We start from the raw sequence: 17,696 nt of genomic DNA, 5'->3' as shown, positions 1-17,696 counted from the left end.
CTACCAAGGGCTTCCACCGTCGCCACCACCACCACTATCGCTTCTTTCGCTGCGTTCAACGCTCGGCGTCGCCGGAACGATCGGCTTCTTGACGACCCTTGGCTGAACCGGAGCCGCGACAGCGACCTTCTTCGCAGGCGCCACTTTCTGGACCTGTACCGGCTGAACAGCTGCCTGCTCTTCGACCTTCATCAAGGAACCACAACCGCCCAGCGGCGTAAGCACGGTCGCCATTAGAAGACTGATGGTATGCGATCGCATGTAACGTCTCCCCTTCATGAGCCCAGCATGTCCAAACGTGGTCGTGTTTCGATCCATTCCTTGTGCAGGAGGTCGCTCAGTAGCTCCCCGGAATTACGCGGTGCGGCCGTTCCAAGAACGGTGCTTGCGGCTTGGCGGGTTCGCGGTCCAAGCCTGCCATCAATTTCGCCGACATCTTGGCCGGCACGTTTGAGCGCAAGTTGCACTTCCTTGCCGATTGTCAGAGCGTCGACGCCTCCCAATGCCTTCTTTGCCTGATCGGAAGCGTCCTTGAAGTTGAATGAGGCGGACAAGGCGTAAAGGCGGGCGATCTCACCGTTGTCTTTCTGCAGTGTCGGATTGTCCTTCAGTAACTCGGCAGCGTAGAAGGCACCCCATGCGTCGCCCCTCTCGGCGCTTTCGCGGTACCAGGTTGAGATTGTTGCCGCATCAGCTGTGTTCTCTCGCTCGGCAAGGCGCGCTAGCAACCGACCGGCATATGGATGCCCCATTGCGCGGGCCTTCTCAAACAATTCGGCGGCGTGCTTGGTGTCCTTCTGTACGCCTGCTCCATCGCGATAGAGGATACCGAGCAAGACCATGCCGTAGACGTCGTTGCGATCCGAGGATTCCGTGATGAACTTGAGGGCGCGGGCCTCGTCTTTAGCGACATGTTGTCCCGACAGGTACTCGGTGCCCAGCATGTTCATCGCATATGTGTGGCCGGACTCGGCCGCACTCGCGACCATTGCCATGCCGCGGTCGATGTCGGGCTTGGTGCCGAGCCCCGTGACGAGCGCACGGCCCAGCGCATATTGCGAATAAGGATCGCCGCGTTTCGCGCCGGATTCGAACAACGGGATTGCCTTGGCCGGGTCTCGCTCGACGGCTGCGCCGAACTGATAGAGCCTGCCGAGCAAATAGCTGGCGCGGACGTGGCCGGCGTCGCTGGCGGCGTTGAGTTCGGTGAGGGCCTCCTTGAAATTGCCTTCGGCATAAAGCGCCCGCGCGTACTGGTACTTGAACCGCGCCACCTCGGGATGCTGCTCGGCGGCTGCCTTGCAGGCGGTGAGCGCCCTGGGCACGTCGATGTCGTTGGGCAGCTTGCCGTCGGCAACTGCCTGGACGTCGAGCGGTTCGGCGGCGAGCGTGTCGCATTCATTGACCGAGACGGCGACGTTGATGGTGATCGGGGCGGGTGCTGCGGTCTTGACCGCCGGCATCAGCACCACGGTCCGCAGCGGCTCCTTGGCGGGCGCTTTGTCGGCGGGCAGGGGGAGCGGCTTGACCTCCATGCTGTCGGTGCTGGTGTCGACCTTGCCGGTGCTGCCGCTGGTGTTCATCGCCACCGTCTCCGTCACCGGCGTGGCATCGTCCTCGGCGGCGACGAGTTTGAGCGACGGGCGGATGCGCAGCTTGGTGATGTCTTCGGCCTTGATCAGGTCGCCCTCGGAAACGATCTTGCCGTCGACCGCCACTTGCGTCTCCGGATCGCGCTTTTCGAGCCGCAGCCAGCCGGTGGGGGCGGCACTCGTCGAGCGCACCACTTCTTCGGGCATGGCGGCGAAGCCGGTGCCGATGTCGGATGCCATGGCGACGAGGATCGGCTTTGCCTGTTCGGGCGCTGCCGGCTTCGGCTCGTCGCCCTGCTGGATGTTGAGCGCCGGCTTGACCTGCACCTCGGCGACGGCCTTGCTATCGACGACGACGCGGACGATGCCGCTGGCGCTGCGGCCGCCATCGGTGGTGACGGTGTAGCGCACCTCGTCGGCGGTCATGTCGGCGGAAGCCGGCTTGAACATGACCTCTTCGATGCGATCGGCCGCAATCTTGCTGTCGAGGCTGAGCTGCTGGTCGCCGAGCCAGAGCGTGCCCTGGTCGGGCAGCTTGGTGAAATTGACCGTCAGCTCGGCGTTGCCGCTGGTGATCGGCGGCGAGATGCGCAGCGCCACCTCCTTGGTTTCAGGCGGAACACGAACCTCGCGCATATCCTCTATAATCAACAGGTTCTGGCGGGTTACGAAGAAGAAAGATGAGGTGAGGCTCGACGCATCCCACGGCGTCTGGCGCCCGTCTGTGCGCTTGATCACCTCGGCGCGGATGTCGCTGAGCAGCTTCCTGACCTCGACATTCGGCTTCAGCGCATATTCGGCGAAGGTGCCGGTGAACGGGCTCAAGCCATCATTGCCGTCGAGCGCGACACGGTCGGGCGCGGTCGAATAGACGATCAGCGTGCCGTCCTGCGGCGCGACCGAGGCCAGGCCTTTTTTTCCCTCGACCGCGACCTTGGCCTGGCCGACATAATAGGAATTGTTGGCGAAGGGATTGTCGCGGCAGGCGTCGAGGATCGCGATCTGCAGCGAGGAGGTTTCGCGCATATATTCGAGCAGGCTCGACATGTTGTAGGCTTGGACCTCAAGATCGTAGGAGGTCGCCAGGGTCGCATCGACAGGGATCATGAAGTTGTGGCCGCCGACCTGCACGGCATGGCCACTGTAGTAGAACAGCGCTACGTCGCCATCGTTGAGCGTCCTGAGGAAGCCGAGAATGGTTTCCTCCAGGCCCTTCTTGTCGAGATCCTTGCCGAGCGTGACCTCGAAATTGGCGCGTTCCAGCACCTCGCGGATTCGGTCGGCGTCGTTGGCGGGGTTGGGCAGCGGGGCCAGATGCTGGTAGGCGGTGTTGCCGATGACCAGTGCAGCGCGGCGGCCTGACACGCCGTCAGCCGCCAAGGCTGTGCTCAGGGCTAGGAGCAGGATGAGACCGCAGGCGGCGAGAGCGCCGCTCAGGCGCGCGAGAATGCCAGCATTGCGAGCAGGCAAGCAGCCTTCGCATACCATGAACTGCTCCTTCCGGACATGCAGTCTTTACAGGCTTGGCACGGCTTGCATCTATTAGCGGTGAAGCATCCTCCTGACATGGACCTGTGTCAACGCAGTCGACATAGATCAAACGGCCTATTGCCCGGCGCGCGCAACGGCCTCCGCGAGCAAAAGTCCCCATCGCGAAAATCCGTGTTATTGTCAGTCCGGTGATCGAAAAATCGCAGGTGTGAAGCAATGGCCGAACGGCGCTCACGCATGGATGGAACCAGGTCATGACGCCGGAGGACAAGACACGTATCGCGCCCGATACCGGTGTTCATCAGGGCGTGCAGCTCAACGGCATCTATGAGATCGACGAGCACATCGCCACCGGCGGCATGGGCGAGGTCTATCGCGGCCACAACATCCAGACCGGCGACCCGGTGGCGATCAAGGTCGTGCTGCGCGAATTCGCGCGCGACCAGGGCATCCTGGCGCTGTTCCGCAAGGAGGCGTCGATCCTCAATCACCTCTCCAACGACGCCATCGTGCGCTATCACGTCTTCACCATCGATCCGACCATCGGCCGGCCCTATCTCGCCATGGAGTTCGTCGACGGCCAGTCGCTCGGCGAGCGCATCCGCAACGGCCCGCTCGACACGCGCGAGGCGCGCAAGATGCTGGCTCGCGTGGCCTCCGGCCTGTCGGTGGCGCATGAGGCAGGTGTCATCCACCGCGATCTGTCGCCCGACAATATCGTCCTGCCAGGCGGCAAGGTCGAGAAGACCAAGATCATCGATTTCGGCATCGCGCGCTCGGCCAATGTCGGCGGCGGCACTTTGCTCGGCGGCAGCTTCGCCGGCAAATACAGCTTTGTGTCGCCCGAGCAGCTCGGGCTGTATGGCGGTGAAATTACCGACCAGTCCGACATCTACAGCCTCGGCCTGGTGCTGGCCGCCGCCTTGCGCGGCAAGCAGCTCGACATGGGCGGATCGCCGGTCGAGGTGATAGAAAAGCGGCGGACGGTACCGGACCTCACCGGCATCGACCCCGATCTTCTGCCGTTGCTGCAATCGATGCTGCAGCCCGACCCCAGGGATCGCCCGGAAAGTGCGGCGGCGATCGTCGAATGGCTGCGCGAGACGAGCGGTGCAACGGCGCCGCCCGTCACGCTGCCCGGCATGCCGCTGCATGACCAGGAACAGCGCAAGCCTGCCGAAGCCTGGCGGCCGCCGGGATCGGCATCGAGCGGGCAGAAGCCGATGCCGGCTGAGGCGGTGCTGCCGCGCGATGCGCCGTGGCGCACCGCCGGTACGACGGGCAGGCCAATGCCCGACCCACGGCAAAGAGCAGCCCCCAAACCTGCACCCGCCGCGAGCGCAACCAAGTCACCACGCGGTGCGCTGGTAGGTACAGTCTTGCTGGCCGCCGTGGCCGCCCTGGGCGCCGGCGCCTATCTCTCCGGGTTGATGGACGGGCTCCTGCCGGGAGAAACTGATGTGACATCGGGGCAGGAAGCCGCTGGCGGCAAACTCACGCCGGCGCCGCCCGTACCCAAGGAGACGGTGCAGGTTCCGGCCAAGCCTTTGCCAGAGCCCGCGCCTGTAACCGAGGCAAAGGCGCCGGCACCGACTGACATCGCCAAGCCGAAGCCCGCCGTGCCGGTCAAGCCAATTGCCTTGCCCGAGCCCCCGAAGGCTGCGATGAGCGCCGCCGACTGGTTCAAGGCCTTTGACGGCGGTCCCTGCTTCTATGCCTCGGTGGCCAACGCATCGGCGCCCAGCCCCGAGGTCGAGGGGCTGGCGACCTCGAAGGCGCCGTTCGACAAGCTGAGCCGCGACTTTGCCTCGGCCTTCGGCAACGGCCCAAAGGTCAATCCGCGCATGATCGAGCGCGAGCAGTGCCCAGTCGCCGATTTCCTCGAGGCGGTGCATCCGGACACCGGCCAGGGCCCGACCCTGCAGTTGAACAAGGACAACCTCAAGGTCGGAGACTCGCTGCAAGGCACGCTGAGCCGGACCGGCAGCCGCAATGTCAATCTGCTGCTGATCGGCAAGGACGGCGTCGTCTACAACTTCGCCAGCCTGCTCAAGAAATCCGGGCCCGACGCGGCGAGCTTCAGCATGAAGCTGTTCCCGCTCAACGACCAGGAGGCCACGGCGCCCGAACCGCATCTGATCGTGGCGCTGGCGAGCGACAGCGGCATCAAGGCTGCCGACATCAAGGACCCCGAGCTCGCTTCCGACCTGTTCCCGAAAATCCGCACGGAGATCGAAGCACAGCCGAACGCCGCCGGTATCGCCTTTGCCTATTTCCTGTTCGACCGTTGAGTTTCGTTCAGATCACGGCGGGCGGCTGCTGAGGCCAGCGCTGCAGCGCTGCACGACCCGTATCCGTCAATTCGTAGATGCCGCGATCAACGCGTATGAACCAGCCATAAACATTGTCCTGCAGGATTTTGGGCGCGCGCGACACTGACTGGCTGAGGTCGCGCGGCCGCCTGGGGCCGTCGACAAGGGCCACGGCGCATTTCAGCGCGTCCTGGCGATAGGCGGTCATGATCGGCGCGCGCGAGCCACCGCCGACGACTGGGTCTCCCTGCCTCCGGCGATGTTCTGATACGAGGCGCGAGCGCCGTTTCGGATCGCGGCGCGGCGCCGGTGCCTCCGGGCTGAGCAGGACTTCGACCCGTTCGTCGTCGAATATGCCGAGCAGGCCGAAACCCAGGCGACGGCAGAGATTGCGGAAGCGTTTGTCGCCCTCACGGCCCTTGCCGCGCGGCGACATGCGGGCGGCAAGCCAGATCTCGTCGGCGGCGGCAGCACGATCGACACCTTGCAGGATGAGCTCGAGATTGAACTGCAGCTTCAGCTCGCAGACGACGACGATGGGCGGCGCATCGCTGCTCAGCGCCAGCAGGTCGCAGCCGCCGATCTCGCCCTTGACCTCGAAGCCGAGGCCTTCGAGGAAGTGTTTTACCGGGCTGTAGAGGGCCGTCTCGAGCAACAGGTTTTCTCACCGCATGAACGCTGGGCCAAGGCTTTGCCTCGTCGCTGGCGCTGGCCAAGTCTGCGTCGAATCATTCAGAATATCATGCCGATGCCACCGCCATAGTCGAGCGGTGACATCCGGCATCGGGGCATTCGACCCGGTTGGCGGCCAATTCGCCAGGACAGCGCCTGGAGCAATTCCAGGAAAAGTGTGCATCGGTTTTCTGTCCGGAATTGCGCAGAAACAAGTAGATGGAGAGTTTCCGCGATCCGAACAAAAGCGGAAACGCTAGTCCGAAATCCGGGGAATACCCTGCAATGCAGCCGCCGAGAGTGTCCTCAATCTGATGCGGGAGGCGCGTTCCTGGTCGCAATAGACCATGTTGCGGGCGACACGCTTGGCGCGGCCGCGGCCTTCCGGTGCGCCGGTGTTGGGATTGACGTCGAACTTGGGAAAATTGCTCGAGGATATATCGAGCCGAAGCCGATGGCCCTTCTTGAACAGATTGGCCGTGGCAAAGGGTTCGATGGTGATGCTCATCACCTCGCCCGGGACGCAGGGTTTCGGCGCATCGAAGCCATCGCGGTATCGGCAGCGGAATATGCCGTCCGTCAGGATCATGGCGAAGCCGGTGGGATAGTCCTCGCTCGGTGGATAAACGTCGATCAGCTTTGCGGTGAAGTCGGTATCGGGGCCGTCAGTGGAAGCAAAAAGCTCAACGGTCACCGGACCGACGACGGCAATGTCTTCGGCAAATGGCTCGGTTTCGAAGGAGAGAACGTCCAGCCGAGCCGAAAGCGGCAGATTGGTGTTGTCACAGCCGAAGAACCGCGCCTGTTCGCGCTGATCGAAGCCGCCGCCCTCGAACACCGGTTGGCCGCTGGTCAACGCGCCGCCGATGGTCGGCACGGGGTGCTTCGGATCGAAGTCGTAGACGAATGGAGCTGCCGTTCGGGCAGGGGCCTCGGTCGACAGGCGGCCGTCCTCGTGGAGGTGCAGCACCGTTTCCTCGGAGGTCGGTACCGGCCAATCGGGTGCGGCGATCCAGCGCCCACCATGGTCGAGGCGGCCTTGCGGAGTCTTGCGGCCCGACCCACCGCCCATGACGAACAGGCGCGCGCGCGGTTCTCTGTCGACGCCATTGTCTGCGTCCTTCATCCAGCGGTCGAACCAGCGGCGGCGAAACTCCAGCCAGCTTTCGCTAACATTGCCGCCCAAGGGGGCGGTCGCGCCGAACTCGACATCGCCGGCGAAGGTGGCGTTGCGGTTGCCGTGCAGATTGGGGCCCATGATGAGCGCCATCGGACGATCCCGGTCACGCGCCAGTCCTTCGTAGTTCTCGAAGGTGGTTTTCACATAGGCATCGTACCAGCTCGACAACAGCGCGACCGGCACATTCGGGAAAGTATCGTAGCTTTCGGCAGCATAGATGCCGGGCTGCTTCCAGTAGTCGTCGAAGGTGCCGTGACGCCACTGTTCGAGCAGATAGTCCTCGTATTCGGGGACCCAACGCACCGGTGAGCGCCGCTCGGACCAGGGCATGGCGTTGAACCAGCTTCTGACATCCTCCGCTTCCAGTGCGCGCAGCAGGTTGGGGTCGTGTTTGGCCGCGGTGCTCTCGCGGGCATTGTTGTACGCCCAGGTTGCCTGCTTCAATTCAAACGCGCCGCCCTGGCGAATGCCGCAGGTAAATGCGTTGGAGAACCCACCGGAGTCCATGACCATCGCAGCAAGGCCGGGCGGGTTTAGGCAGGCCAGAGCCATCTGGGTGTGCGCGGCATATGACAGCCCCATCGTGCCGATCTTGCCATTCGACCAGGGTTGCTCGACGATCCAGGCAAGCGTGTCGTAACCGTCAGGACCTTCGGCGAGGTACTTGGTGAACGCGCCTTCCGAACCATGTCGGCCGCGGCAATCCTGATAGATCACGACATAGCCGTGGCGGACGAAGTGGCTTGCGACTTCGGCCCGCGTCATCGGCCTTGCCATGCCGAGTTCGATTTCCGAGCGCGAGCGCTCATCCTTGCCGTAGGCGGTACGTTCCAGGATGACGGGCAGGGCGTCTTCCAACACCCTGCCGTCATCTGCCGGACGATAGATGTCGGCCGCGAGCCGGACACCGTCGCGCATCGCCACCATCACATCGCGATGGACCACGACGCCGGGGCTCACCGGCTCGAGCGCAGGCAAGGACGCGACGCCCATCGTTTCGGCTGCTGCTTTCATGACTGCCTTACTTCGTCGTGTGGGCAAAGGTGGCGAGCGTGTCTTCGCCCTTGGAAGGGGTGAAGGCGATGCTGTCCCGGCTCGCCCAGGTGACCACCGGCCAGTAGAGCGGCATGATGGCGACGTCGCCGAAGGCGACCTCGGCAGCTTCGGCCAACAGCGCGTTGCGCTTGTCGACGTCGAATTCGGCCAGCGCCTCCTTCATCTTGGCATCGTAGGCGGGATTGGAATAACGCGCCCGGTTGAAGGAGCCGGTGCCAGCTTCCTTGTCGAACGTCATCAGCACGTTGGTCATGCCGGGCGCCGCAGACGGGGTGGTTGTGCCGAAGGAGAATACGAAGGCCGAGAATTCCTGCTTGCCGGCCGCCGCGACATAGACGCTGTAGGGCTGGGTGACGACGCCGTTGACCTTGAGTCCACCACGCGCAAACAGCTGGCCCAATGCCTGGCCGACATCGGCGTCGCCGGCAAAACGGTCGTTGGACGAATGCACAGTAATGCCGAAACCGTCGGGATAACCCGCCTCGGTAAGCAAAGCCTTGGCGCCGGCGAGATCGATCGCGTCCGGCTTGAGATTGGCCGAGTGGCCGCCGATGCCTTCAGGCACGAGCTGGCCGGCGGCGGCACCTGCACCCGACAGGATGCGGTCGATCAGAAGCTGGCGGTCGACCATCTTCGACATCGCCTGGCGCACGCGAACATCCTTCAGCGGGCTCGGCGCCAGCTTGGCGCCCGCCTTGTCGGTGACGAACGGGCTCTGGTCGCGTGCGCTGTCGAGTGCCAGATAGATGATCCGTGCCGAGGGCGTGGAATGCAGTGCGATGCCCTCGACGCTCTTCAGCGTTGCGACATCCGCCGGCGGCACGGCGTCGATCAGATCGACAGCGCCGGAACGAAGCGCCGCAACGCGTGCGGCGTTGTTGGAGATCGTGCGGAAAGTGACCTTTTCGAATTCCGGCTTGTCGCCCCAGAAATCGTCGTAGCGCTGAAGCACAAGGCGGTCGCCCGGCACCCATTCGACGAATTTGTAGGGGCCGGTGCCGATGGTCGCAGCGCCACTGTTGAAATCCGCGATGCCTTTGCCTTCGGAGGCCTTCCTGGAAACGATGTAGACCATGCCGGCCAGTTCCATGAATTGCGGCGTCGGCTTCTTGGTGGTGAAGCGGATGGTGGTCGGATCGACGATCTCCATCTTTGCGATGGAGCCGACATTGGCAGTGAACGGTGCCGGGCTGTTTTCGATCGTCGACACGCGTTCGAGCGAATAGACGACGTCCTCAGCGCTCAGCGGTGAGCCGTCGTGGAACTTGACGCCCTGACGCAGCTTCACTTCCCAGGTGAGCGGATCGGTATTCTTCCAGGATTCGGCCAGGTTCGGCTTGATCTGAAGGTTTTCGTCCTGTTCGACCAGCCGCCCGAAAATATGCTGGGCGGCATTCTGGTTGTTGCCGGTGCGCGAGAATTGCGGGTCGATCGCCGAAGGCTCGGCGGAAATGCCCACTGTAAGGTCGGCGGCAGATGCGGCCATGGAAAAGCTGCTGGCGAAAAGCAAAGCTGCGAAAGACGAACGGATGATCTGCATGGTCGTGTTCCCTTTTCTGTTCATGCAATTGCGGTTGTCGGGATGGCGGGCGAGGCCGCCTTGCCCGGCAGCTCGTTGAGATGGCAGGCGCTGACGTGGCCCGCCGCGATCTCACGCAAGATCGGCCGCTCGATGCGGCAACGGTCGAAGGCGTGCGGGCAGCGTGGATGGAAATGGCAGCCCGAAGGCGGATGAAGCGGCGAGGGGATCTCGCCTTTCACCGGATTGAACTGGCGTTTGCGCTGCTTGATCGTCGGCACTTCGGAAAGGAGTGCGATCGTGTAGGGATGATTGGGCGCGGCGAAGAAGGCGTCCGCCGGGGCGCTTTCGACGATGCGGCCGAGATACATGATCGCAACGCGGTCGGAGATATGCTTGACCACGCCAAGGTCGTGGCTGATGAACAGGTAGGTCAGACCGAGTTCCTGCCTGAGCTCCATGAACAGATTGAGGATCTGCGCCTGGATCGAGACGTCGAGTGCCGACACCGATTCATCGCAGATGATGAAGCGTGGATTCACCGCCAGGGCACGCGCGATGCCGATGCGCTGGCGCTGGCCACCAGAGAACTGATGCGGGTAACGGTTGAGATAGGACGGGTCGAGGCCGACACGCTGCATCAGCGCGGTCACCATTTCGGCGGCATCACGGCGCGCCACCATGCCATGGGCGATTGGCGCTTCGCCGATGATGTCGCGTATCGTCTTGCGCGGATTGAGCGAAGACATCGGGTCCTGGAAGATCATCTGCGAGGCAAGCCGCGCAGCCTTTGCCTCGGCACGCGGCAGCGCCGACATATCCTTGCCCTGCCAGTTCATCACGCCATCGGACTGGGGCAGGATGCCAGCCATGATGCGACCGAGTGTGGATTTGCCGCAGCCGGACTCGCCGACGAGCCCGACGACTTCGCCGGGGTTGATCGTCAGCGAGACGCCGTCGACGGCATGAACGACACGCTCCTCTATATCGGCGCCAAGAAAGCGCGCCAGCCGCTCGGCGTAATCCAACCCGCGCGTGAACCGTCGAGAAATCGAAGTGGCTTCGACAAGAGGCGTCATGCTGCCCTCGCGATCTGCGGGTGGAAGCAGCGCCAGCGGTGGCCGTCGGCTGTGGCTTCTTCTTCTGGTTCGGTTTCGCAGGCTGCTGTGGCCGCAAAGCAGCGCAGGCGGAATGGACAGCCCGCAGGTCGCCCAAGCGGTGGCGGCGCCATGCCGGGAATGGGCGTCAGCGGTTCGCCCCGTTCGAGATTGGCTGGAACCGAACGCATCAGGCCGATCGTGTAGGGGTGGACCGGACTGTCGAGCACGGTGTCGGTTTCGCCGGTCTCGACGATCCTGCCGGCATACATCACCGCTATCCGGTGGGCGAGGCCGGCGACGACGCCGAGATCATGGCTGATCCAGATCAGCGACATGCCGAAGTCCCGGCTCAGCCCCTGGATTACCGCCAGGATCTGCGACTGGATGGTGACGTCGAGCGCTGTCGTTGGCTCATCGGCGATGATGAGCTCCGGCCGGTGTAGCAGTGCCATGGCGATTGCGACACGCTGGCGCATGCCGCCGGAAAACTGATGTGGATAGGCGGCCAGCCGTTCGTCGGGCGAGGGGATGCCGACCAGACCGAGCGCTTCGACGGCGCGAGCCCGCGCCTCGGCCCTGGAGACGCGGTCATGGGCGCGCACCGTCTCGACCATCTGGGTCTCGATCGACAACACCGGGTTGAGCGTCATCATCGGGTCCTGGAAGATCATGGCGATCTTCTTGCCCCTGAGTGTCCGCATCTCGCCCTGCGAGCGGCCGACAAGGTCTTCGCCATGAAACAGGATCCTGCCGCCGGCGATACGTCCCGGCGGATCGACAAGGCCCAGAACTGAAAAGCCGGTGATCGACTTGCCGGAACCGGACTCGCCGACCAGGCCGAGGATTTCACCCCGGCCAACCTCGAACGACACGCCGTCCACCGCCTTGGCCACGCCGGCTCGGGTGAAGAAATAGGTGCAGAGATTTTCGACCTTCAGCGTCATCTCATCGCTCCGAAAGTCGGGGGTTGAGCACTTCACGGAGACGGTCGCCGACGATGTTGATGCTGAAGACCAGCGCCAGCAGCAGAAGGCCGGGATAGACCGATATCCAGTATTGGCCCGACAACAGCGTCTGGTAACCATTGGCGATCAACAGGCCGAGCGACGGCTCGGTGATCGGCAGCCCGATGCCAAGGAAGGACAGCGTTGCTTCGGCTGAAATGGCGTTGGCCACCTGAAGCGTTCCGATGACGATGATCGGCGGCAGGCAGTTGGGCAGCATGTGGCCGAACAGGATGCGCGGCTTGGAAAGCCCCAGCGATGCGGCGGCTTCGACATATTCCTTGCCGCGCTCGATCAGCGCTGCTGCGCGCACCGCCCGGGCGAACTGCGCCCACTGGACGATGACCAATGCCAGCACCACCTTCCACACGCCCTGGCCAAGCAACGCCAGCAGCATCAATGCCACCAGGATGGTGGGGAAGCCGAGCATCAGGTCGACAAGGCGCATGATCAGCGTGTCGATGCGGCCGCCATAATAGGCTGCGGTGAGGCCAAGTGCCGTGCCGACCGCAAGAGCGATGACTCCGGAGAACAGGCCGACGCCCATCGACGTCCGCAGGCCGTAGACCATCGCCGAGAACATGTCGCGGCCCTGGCCGTCGGTTCCGAGCCAATAGGTCGTGCCCGACATGCTGTTGGACATCGGTGGCAGGCGCGCGTCGAAGAAGTCGATCGCTGCGAGATCATACGGGTTCTGCGGCACCAGCGCGGGGCCGAAAATGGCCGTGGCGATCAAGATCAGGCAGATCGCGAGCGCGATCGTCGCCTTGGGGCTGCCGAGAATTCCACGCAGCGAGCGCGCCCAGAACGACTGGCTTTCCTGGAAACGGTGGGTGAGCGCTGTCATTGCGTTTCACTCAGCCGGATGCGCGGATCGAGCATCGAATAGACGATGTCGACGGCAAGATTGATGAAGATGAACATGGTGACGACGACCAGCAGGTAGGCAACGACCACGGGCCGGTCGAGCACGGTGATGGAATCGATCAGGAGCTTGCCGATGCCGGGCCACGCGAAGATGGTCTCGGTCACCACCGCGAAGGCGATCAGCGAACCGAATTCCATGCCGACCACGGTGACGATCGGGATCAGGATGTTCTTCATCACATGGACGGAAATGATACGGCGTTCGGACAGGCCCTTGGCACGGGCGAACTTGATGAAGTCGAGCGGCATCGTTTCGCGCACGCCGGTGCGGGTCAGCCGGATGACAAGCGACAGCTGGAACAAGGCGAGGTTGGTCGCCGGCAAGATGAGATGAGCGAGCCCGTCCCAGGTAGCCAGGGATGTCGTGATGCCGAAGATCTCGCCGGTTTCGCCGCGCCCGGATGACGGCAGCCAACCGAGCCAGACCGAAAAAATCATGATCAGCATCATGCCCTGCCAGAAATTTGGCAGGCTGAAACCGAGAATCGAACCGGTCATGATGGTTTCGTCCGTCACCGAACGCGGCTTGAGCCCCGCAATCAGGCCGAGGGGAATGCCGAGCACGAGCGCGATGGCGAGTGCGACGAAAGCGAGTTCGAGTGTGGCCGGCAGCCGCTGAAAGATGAGGCTGATGGCCGGCTGGTTGAAGACGAAGGAGCGGCCGAAATCACCGTGCAGCGCGTTGACGAGGAAGGTGCCGTATTGCGCGACCAGCGAGCGGTCGAGCCCGAGCGCGCGGATCGCCGCCTCGCGCTCGGCGAAGCTGGCGTCGGCGGGGATCAGGATGTCGACTGGATTGCCGATGGCGTAGACGCCGACAAAAACCAGAAGCGACGTCAGGAATACGACAAACAGGCTCTGGCTGAAGCGGCGGATGATGAAAATCGTCATCGCGGTTGCGCTCCTTGCATGACTTGCCTGAATGGGCTGCGCCCGGTCATCACGTGAATGCTCTCCTCCCGGCGCCGGTTGCCGACTGCCTGTTGTCGTGCGACGTAACAGCGAGGGCGGCAGGCGCGCAATCTTATGAGTTTTGTGCATTACTCGATGCGAAAAGGGCCGTGCAGCAGCGTGGGGAACTGAAAGCTGAATGAACCTGAAGCAGTTGGACGTGTTTCGCGCGGTGATGCAGACCGGTTCGACGATCGGCGCGTCGGGCGTGCTCGCCTTGTCACAGTCGGCAATCAGCCGCCAGCTCACGAGCCTGGAGGAGGAAATTGGTTTTGAGCTGTTTCGCCGTGAAAAGGGCAGGCTGGTTCCAAAGCCTGAGGCAACCGCACTGCTCCAGGAGGTCGGCGAACTTTCGGACGTCTTGGCACGGCTGAAGCGTCGGACCGACGAACTCAGTGCCGGGCGCTCGGGCCGGACGCTGATCAAGATGGGGTTTCCGCACTCGCTGACGACGACGCTGTTGCCGAAGCTGGTCGCCGACTTTCTGGCAACGCAGGATCAGGTCAGTATCGAGCTGGTGGCCGGCCCCTACGATATGATCGAACGCGCGGTCATGGGCCGCAGCGTCGATTTCGGCTTTGTCCGGTTGCCGACCGAAGATCGTGGCCTGGTGACGATGCCGCTGGTGTCGAGCGGGCAGCTATGTGTTTTGCCGGCCGGTCATCCGCTGGCAGCGCGCGAGACCATCAGTGCCGACGATCTTGCAGGCTCCGATCTGGTGCTGCTCGGGCGGCTGAGATCGAGCCGCGAAGACATCGAAGAGCGGCTGCGGCGTGCCCAGGGTGCGGTCCGTTGCCGGGTCGAAGCGCATTCGGTGGAGGCAAGCGTCGCGTTGGTCGCCGAGGGCATAGGCGTTTCGATCATCCCGGCGCTGATCGGCAGCCTGCTGAAGTCCGAACGCGTTGTCATGCGGCCATTCGCGCCGCCGCTGTGGAGCGACTACGGTATCGCCACGCTGCGCGAAGCGCCACTTTCCAGGTCGATGTTGATGTTCATCGCCATGTTGAAAGAGCGACTTGTCGGTGACGGCGTGCTGACCAAGCCGATCTGAGCTGGGCCATGACACCATGCCTCGTGATGGACCAACAACGCCTGCATTGATCAAGGATCGACTTTGGGAGATAGTCGGCGCCATTGGTTCAGGAGCCTTGGGCGTATGCGTACACCGGTTGCCAACCAGATCAGGAAGCGCAGGGCCGTCTCCGACGCGCTCGGCCGCCATAAGGTATTCGTCAGTTCCAGGCTGTTTCGAGGCGATGGCCAGACCATTTCGCGGGTGCTGGTCTCGGGCCAGTATTACGACGTCAGCGACGCCTTGCTCGACAGGCTGATGGCGGGTGCGACCCCCAGGGAGCTTGAACTGGAGCCCGCGCCCGAAGACGCGGCGCGCTAGGCCGGGATGGCAGCGGAAAAGCTTCGCACCTACCGGCAAAAGCGCGATTTCACCAGGACGCGCGAGCCACGCGGCGTCGAACAGGCGGGCGAGGGCAACCGCTTCGTCGTGCACAAGCACCATGCCACCGCCGACCACTACGATCTGCGCCTCGAACTCGACGGCGTGCTCAAGTGCTGGGCGGTGCCGCGCGGGCCGTCGCTCAATCCGGCCGACAAGAGGCTTGCCGTCGAGACCGAGGACCATCCGCTCGAATATATCGACTTCGAAGGCCTGATCCCTGAAGGTGAATATGGCGGCGGGCCGATGATCGTCTGGGACGGCGGCGTCTGGGCGCCGATGGAGGACGCCCGGGCGTCGCTCGACAAAGGCGCGTTCAAGTTCCGGCTCTGGGGCGAAAAGCTCAAGGGCGGCTGGATGCTGGCGCGGCTGAAGCCGAAGCCGGGCGAAGACAAGCGCAACTGGCTGCTGTTCAAGGAACATGACCCGGCGGCCGACGAGACGACGGACATTCTCGAAACGCGGCCAGAAAGCGTAAAGTCCGGGCGGCGCATCGAGGAGCTGGTCGTGGTTCCGAGGAAGCCGCCGCCACCGAAGCCCGGCGACCTCAAGCCCGACAAGCTCGCGGGGGCGGTGCGGGCGCCGATGCCGGCGCGGATCGAACCGCAGCTGGCCACAGCAGCACCCAAGCCGCCGTCGGGCGAGGGTTGGCTGCACGAGATCAAGTTCGATGGTTATCGCACCATGGTGCATCTGGAAGGCGGAACAGCCCGGCTGATCACCCGCAGCGGCATCGACTGGACAAAACGTTACCGCAAGCTTTCGGCGGCGTTTCGCGACCTGCCATGCAGCGACGCGGTCATCGATGGCGAGATCGTCGTTCTTGACGACAAGGGCATCAGCCGGTTTGCCGCCTTGCAGGACGCGCTGGCCAGCGGGCACGACGAGCTCCTGGTGTTCTACGCCTTCGATCTTCTGCATCTCAACGGCTGGGGCCTGACGGGCGTAGAGCTTGGCAAACGCAAGGACTTGCTGGAGACTCTTCTTGCCGGCCATGTCCACGCGCAGTCGGCGCTGCAGGTCAGCGGGCATGTCGAGGGCGACGGCCAGGCATTGTACGACCAAGCAACCGAGATGGGGCTCGAGGGCGTCGTGTCGAAGCGCAGCTCTGCGCACTACACCCCCGGCCGCTCGCACAGCTGGACCAAGACCAAGGCGCCGATACCGGGCGACTTCGTCATTGCCGGCTATACGACATCGCAAGCAGCCGAGGGGCTCGCTGCCCTTGCGCTCGGCGAATGGGTCGACGGCGAGCTACAGTATCGCGGCAAGGTTGGAACCGGCTTCGACGCCGAGACGTTGCAGTCATTGCTGCACCGGCTGGAGGGGCTGCGCGAAGGTGCGGCGAAGCTCGATGGCGCGCCGAAGGAGGTCATCCCTGTGCGACCCGTGCTCAATGCCCGCATCCACTACGCCAACCGCACCGCCGACAATGCGTTGCGGCATGCGGTGTTCAAGGGGCTGCGCGAGGCCGAGCTGTCGGAGGCGCCCCTGGCCCCGCGCAAGCGGCTGATCACCGACGCCGACCTTGCCGCCGTCACCATCACCAATCCGGAGCGCCGGATGCTCGGCAAGTCAGGGCCGACCAAGCTCGACATTGCCGTCTATTACGCCGCCGTCGGCGATTTCATGCTGCCGCACATCATGGGGCGGCCAGTGTCGCTGTTCAGGTGCCCGACCGGCCAGCACAAGGACTGTTTCTTCCAGCGCCACGCCTTCACCGGCATGCCGGCAACCATCGCGCGGTTCGAGACCAAGAACTCCGAGGACGAGACAAAAACCTACATTTCGGTCGAGGACGCCAAGGGCTACCTCGCGCTGGCGCAGTTCGGCGTCGTCGAGTTTCATGTCTGGGGTGCATTGCGCAAGCGCCTGGACAAGCCCGATCGGGTCGTCTTCGATCTCGATCCGGGCGAGGGGATCGGCTGGCGCGAGGTGGTCGAGGCGGCCGTGCATGTCCGCGACGAGCTGACGAAGATAGGGCTGGTGCCGTTCGTGAAGACCTCGGGCGGCAGCGGCATCCACGTCGTCGTGCCGACGACAGGCAAGCTCGGCTGGAAGCAGTTCCATCAGGCAAGCAGCGAAATCTCGTCGCGGATCGCCAGGACCGCGCCCGACACTTTCACCACCGTGATGGGCAAGGACAACCGCAAGAAGCGCATCTTCATCGACTTCCACCGCAACGCGCGCAGCGCGACCGCCGCTGCGCCCTACAGTCTTCGCGCCCGCACCAACATGCCGGCGTCGACTCCATTGAGCTGGGCCGATCTCGAGTCCATCGACGCTCCAGCGGATTTGAACTATTCTTCGCTTCCCGGACTTGTGGCTAGGTCGGGCGATCCTTGGGCAGACATATCAGATCATGCCAAGGACTTGCCGGTCGAGGTCACTGCCAAGAGTAAGTCTTGACCACGAGTATGTCTTGAGTTGTGTCGCGTA

At 63.6% G+C, this 17,696-nt stretch carries 13 protein-coding genes; 4 read left to right on the top strand and 9 right to left on the bottom strand.

The features are described 5' to 3' along the window. The gene (locus H5P29_RS18875) at positions 1-261 is read right to left on the bottom strand and encodes a hypothetical protein (protein WP_154386504.1); all 261 of its coding nucleotides are present in this window, start codon (positions 259-261) and stop codon (positions 1-3) included. Positions 262-275: 14 nt separating this feature from the next. Further along, positions 276-3,062 (bottom strand): caspase family protein, encoded by a 2,787-nt coding sequence (locus H5P29_RS18870; RefSeq protein WP_185910132.1) that lies wholly within the window; start codon positions 3,060-3,062, stop codon positions 276-278. Between the two features lie 275 nt (positions 3,063-3,337). Here H5P29_RS18870 and H5P29_RS18865 point away from each other — a divergent pair, with 275 nt between their 5' ends. Next, complete coding sequence (locus H5P29_RS18865; RefSeq protein ID WP_154386502.1) at positions 3,338-5,374, top strand: serine/threonine-protein kinase; 2,037 nt, start codon at positions 3,338-3,340, stop codon at positions 5,372-5,374. A gap of 7 nt (positions 5,375-5,381) precedes the next feature. Here the strand turns inward: H5P29_RS18865 and H5P29_RS18860 are convergent, their stop codons facing one another. From H5P29_RS18860 to H5P29_RS18830, 7 genes are all read right to left on the bottom strand, one after another. Beyond that, positions 5,382-6,050: a DUF2161 domain-containing phosphodiesterase gene (locus tag H5P29_RS18860; protein WP_154386501.1), complete on the bottom strand. Its 669-nt coding sequence runs from the start codon at positions 6,048-6,050 to the stop codon at positions 5,382-5,384. A gap of 273 nt (positions 6,051-6,323) precedes the next feature. Then, complete coding sequence (locus tag H5P29_RS18855; RefSeq protein ID WP_154386500.1) at positions 6,324-8,261, bottom strand: CocE/NonD family hydrolase; 1,938 nt, start codon at positions 8,259-8,261, stop codon at positions 6,324-6,326. A gap of 7 nt (positions 8,262-8,268) precedes the next feature. Further along, complete coding sequence (locus H5P29_RS18850; protein WP_246670847.1) at positions 8,269-9,789, bottom strand: ABC transporter substrate-binding protein; 1,521 nt, start codon at positions 9,787-9,789, stop codon at positions 8,269-8,271. A gap of 74 nt (positions 9,790-9,863) precedes the next feature. Continuing rightward, the gene (locus tag H5P29_RS18845; RefSeq protein WP_154386498.1) at positions 9,864-10,901 is read right to left on the bottom strand and encodes an ABC transporter ATP-binding protein; all 1,038 of its coding nucleotides are present in this window, start codon (positions 10,899-10,901) and stop codon (positions 9,864-9,866) included. Next, positions 10,898-11,866, bottom strand: coding sequence for an ABC transporter ATP-binding protein (locus H5P29_RS18840; protein WP_067962012.1), 969 nt, complete (start codon positions 11,864-11,866; stop codon positions 10,898-10,900). Before H5P29_RS18840 ends, H5P29_RS18845 begins: the two co-directional genes overlap by 4 nt. Before the next feature lies 1 nt (position 11,867). Further along, positions 11,868-12,773, bottom strand: a complete 906-nt coding sequence (locus tag H5P29_RS18835) for an ABC transporter permease (RefSeq protein WP_067962011.1) — start codon at positions 12,771-12,773, stop codon at positions 11,868-11,870. After that, the gene (locus tag H5P29_RS18830) at positions 12,770-13,744 is read right to left on the bottom strand and encodes an ABC transporter permease (protein WP_154386497.1); all 975 of its coding nucleotides are present in this window, start codon (positions 13,742-13,744) and stop codon (positions 12,770-12,772) included. The genes H5P29_RS18835 and H5P29_RS18830 overlap by 4 nt, the downstream gene beginning before the upstream one ends. Positions 13,745-13,943: 199 nt before the next feature. Between H5P29_RS18830 and H5P29_RS18825 the strand changes: the two genes are divergently transcribed. From H5P29_RS18825 to ligD, 3 genes are all read left to right on the top strand, one after another. Continuing rightward, a complete protein-coding gene (locus tag H5P29_RS18825; protein WP_154386496.1) occupies positions 13,944-14,855 on the top strand; it encodes a LysR family transcriptional regulator in 912 nt (303 codons plus the stop codon). 105 nt (positions 14,856-14,960) lie between these two features. Beyond that, on the top strand, positions 14,961-15,197 hold the full coding sequence (locus tag H5P29_RS18820; RefSeq protein WP_154386495.1) for a hypothetical protein: 237 nt from the start codon (positions 14,961-14,963) through the stop codon (positions 15,195-15,197). A 6-nt stretch (positions 15,198-15,203) separates the two neighbouring features. Continuing rightward, positions 15,204-17,666 carry a DNA ligase D gene (gene ligD, locus H5P29_RS18815; protein ID WP_154386494.1) on the top strand — a complete coding sequence of 821 codons (2,463 nt, stop codon included), beginning with the start codon at positions 15,204-15,206 and terminating at the stop codon, positions 17,664-17,666. Positions 17,667-17,696 lie beyond the last annotated feature (30 nt).

Origin of the sequence: Aminobacter sp. MDW-2, assembly GCF_014250155.1 — a bacterium.
GTDB classification, from domain to species: domain Bacteria; phylum Pseudomonadota; class Alphaproteobacteria; order Rhizobiales; family Rhizobiaceae; genus Aminobacter; species Aminobacter ciceronei.
Note: the sequence above shows the minus strand (reverse complement) of the source record. Positions and strands in the feature narration are given on the sequence as shown.

What these genes read in the sequence shown, in the direction of transcription:
- H5P29_RS18875 (WP_154386504.1), bottom strand. Translation starts at nt 261, where the DNA reads ATGCGATCGCATACCATCAGTCTTCTAATGGCGACCGTGCTTACGCCG.
- H5P29_RS18865 (WP_154386502.1), top strand. Translation starts at nt 3,338, where the DNA reads ATGACGCCGGAGGACAAGACACGTATCGCGCCCGATACCGGTGTTCAT.
- H5P29_RS18855 (WP_154386500.1), bottom strand. Translation starts at nt 8,261, where the DNA reads ATGAAAGCAGCAGCCGAAACGATGGGCGTCGCGTCCTTGCCTGCGCTC.
- H5P29_RS18850 (WP_246670847.1), bottom strand. Translation starts at nt 9,789, where the DNA reads ATGGCCGCATCTGCCGCCGACCTTACAGTGGGCATTTCCGCCGAGCCT.
- H5P29_RS18845 (WP_154386498.1), bottom strand. Translation starts at nt 10,901, where the DNA reads ATGACGCCTCTTGTCGAAGCCACTTCGATTTCTCGACGGTTCACGCGC.
- H5P29_RS18840 (WP_067962012.1), bottom strand. Translation starts at nt 11,866, where the DNA reads ATGACGCTGAAGGTCGAAAATCTCTGCACCTATTTCTTCACCCGAGCC.
- H5P29_RS18835 (WP_067962011.1), bottom strand. Translation starts at nt 12,773, where the DNA reads ATGACAGCGCTCACCCACCGTTTCCAGGAAAGCCAGTCGTTCTGGGCG.
- H5P29_RS18830 (WP_154386497.1), bottom strand. Translation starts at nt 13,744, where the DNA reads ATGACGATTTTCATCATCCGCCGCTTCAGCCAGAGCCTGTTTGTCGTA.
- H5P29_RS18825 (WP_154386496.1), top strand. Translation starts at nt 13,944, where the DNA reads ATGAACCTGAAGCAGTTGGACGTGTTTCGCGCGGTGATGCAGACCGGT.
- H5P29_RS18820 (WP_154386495.1), top strand. Translation starts at nt 14,961, where the DNA reads ATGCGTACACCGGTTGCCAACCAGATCAGGAAGCGCAGGGCCGTCTCC.
- ligD (WP_154386494.1), top strand. Translation starts at nt 15,204, where the DNA reads ATGGCAGCGGAAAAGCTTCGCACCTACCGGCAAAAGCGCGATTTCACC.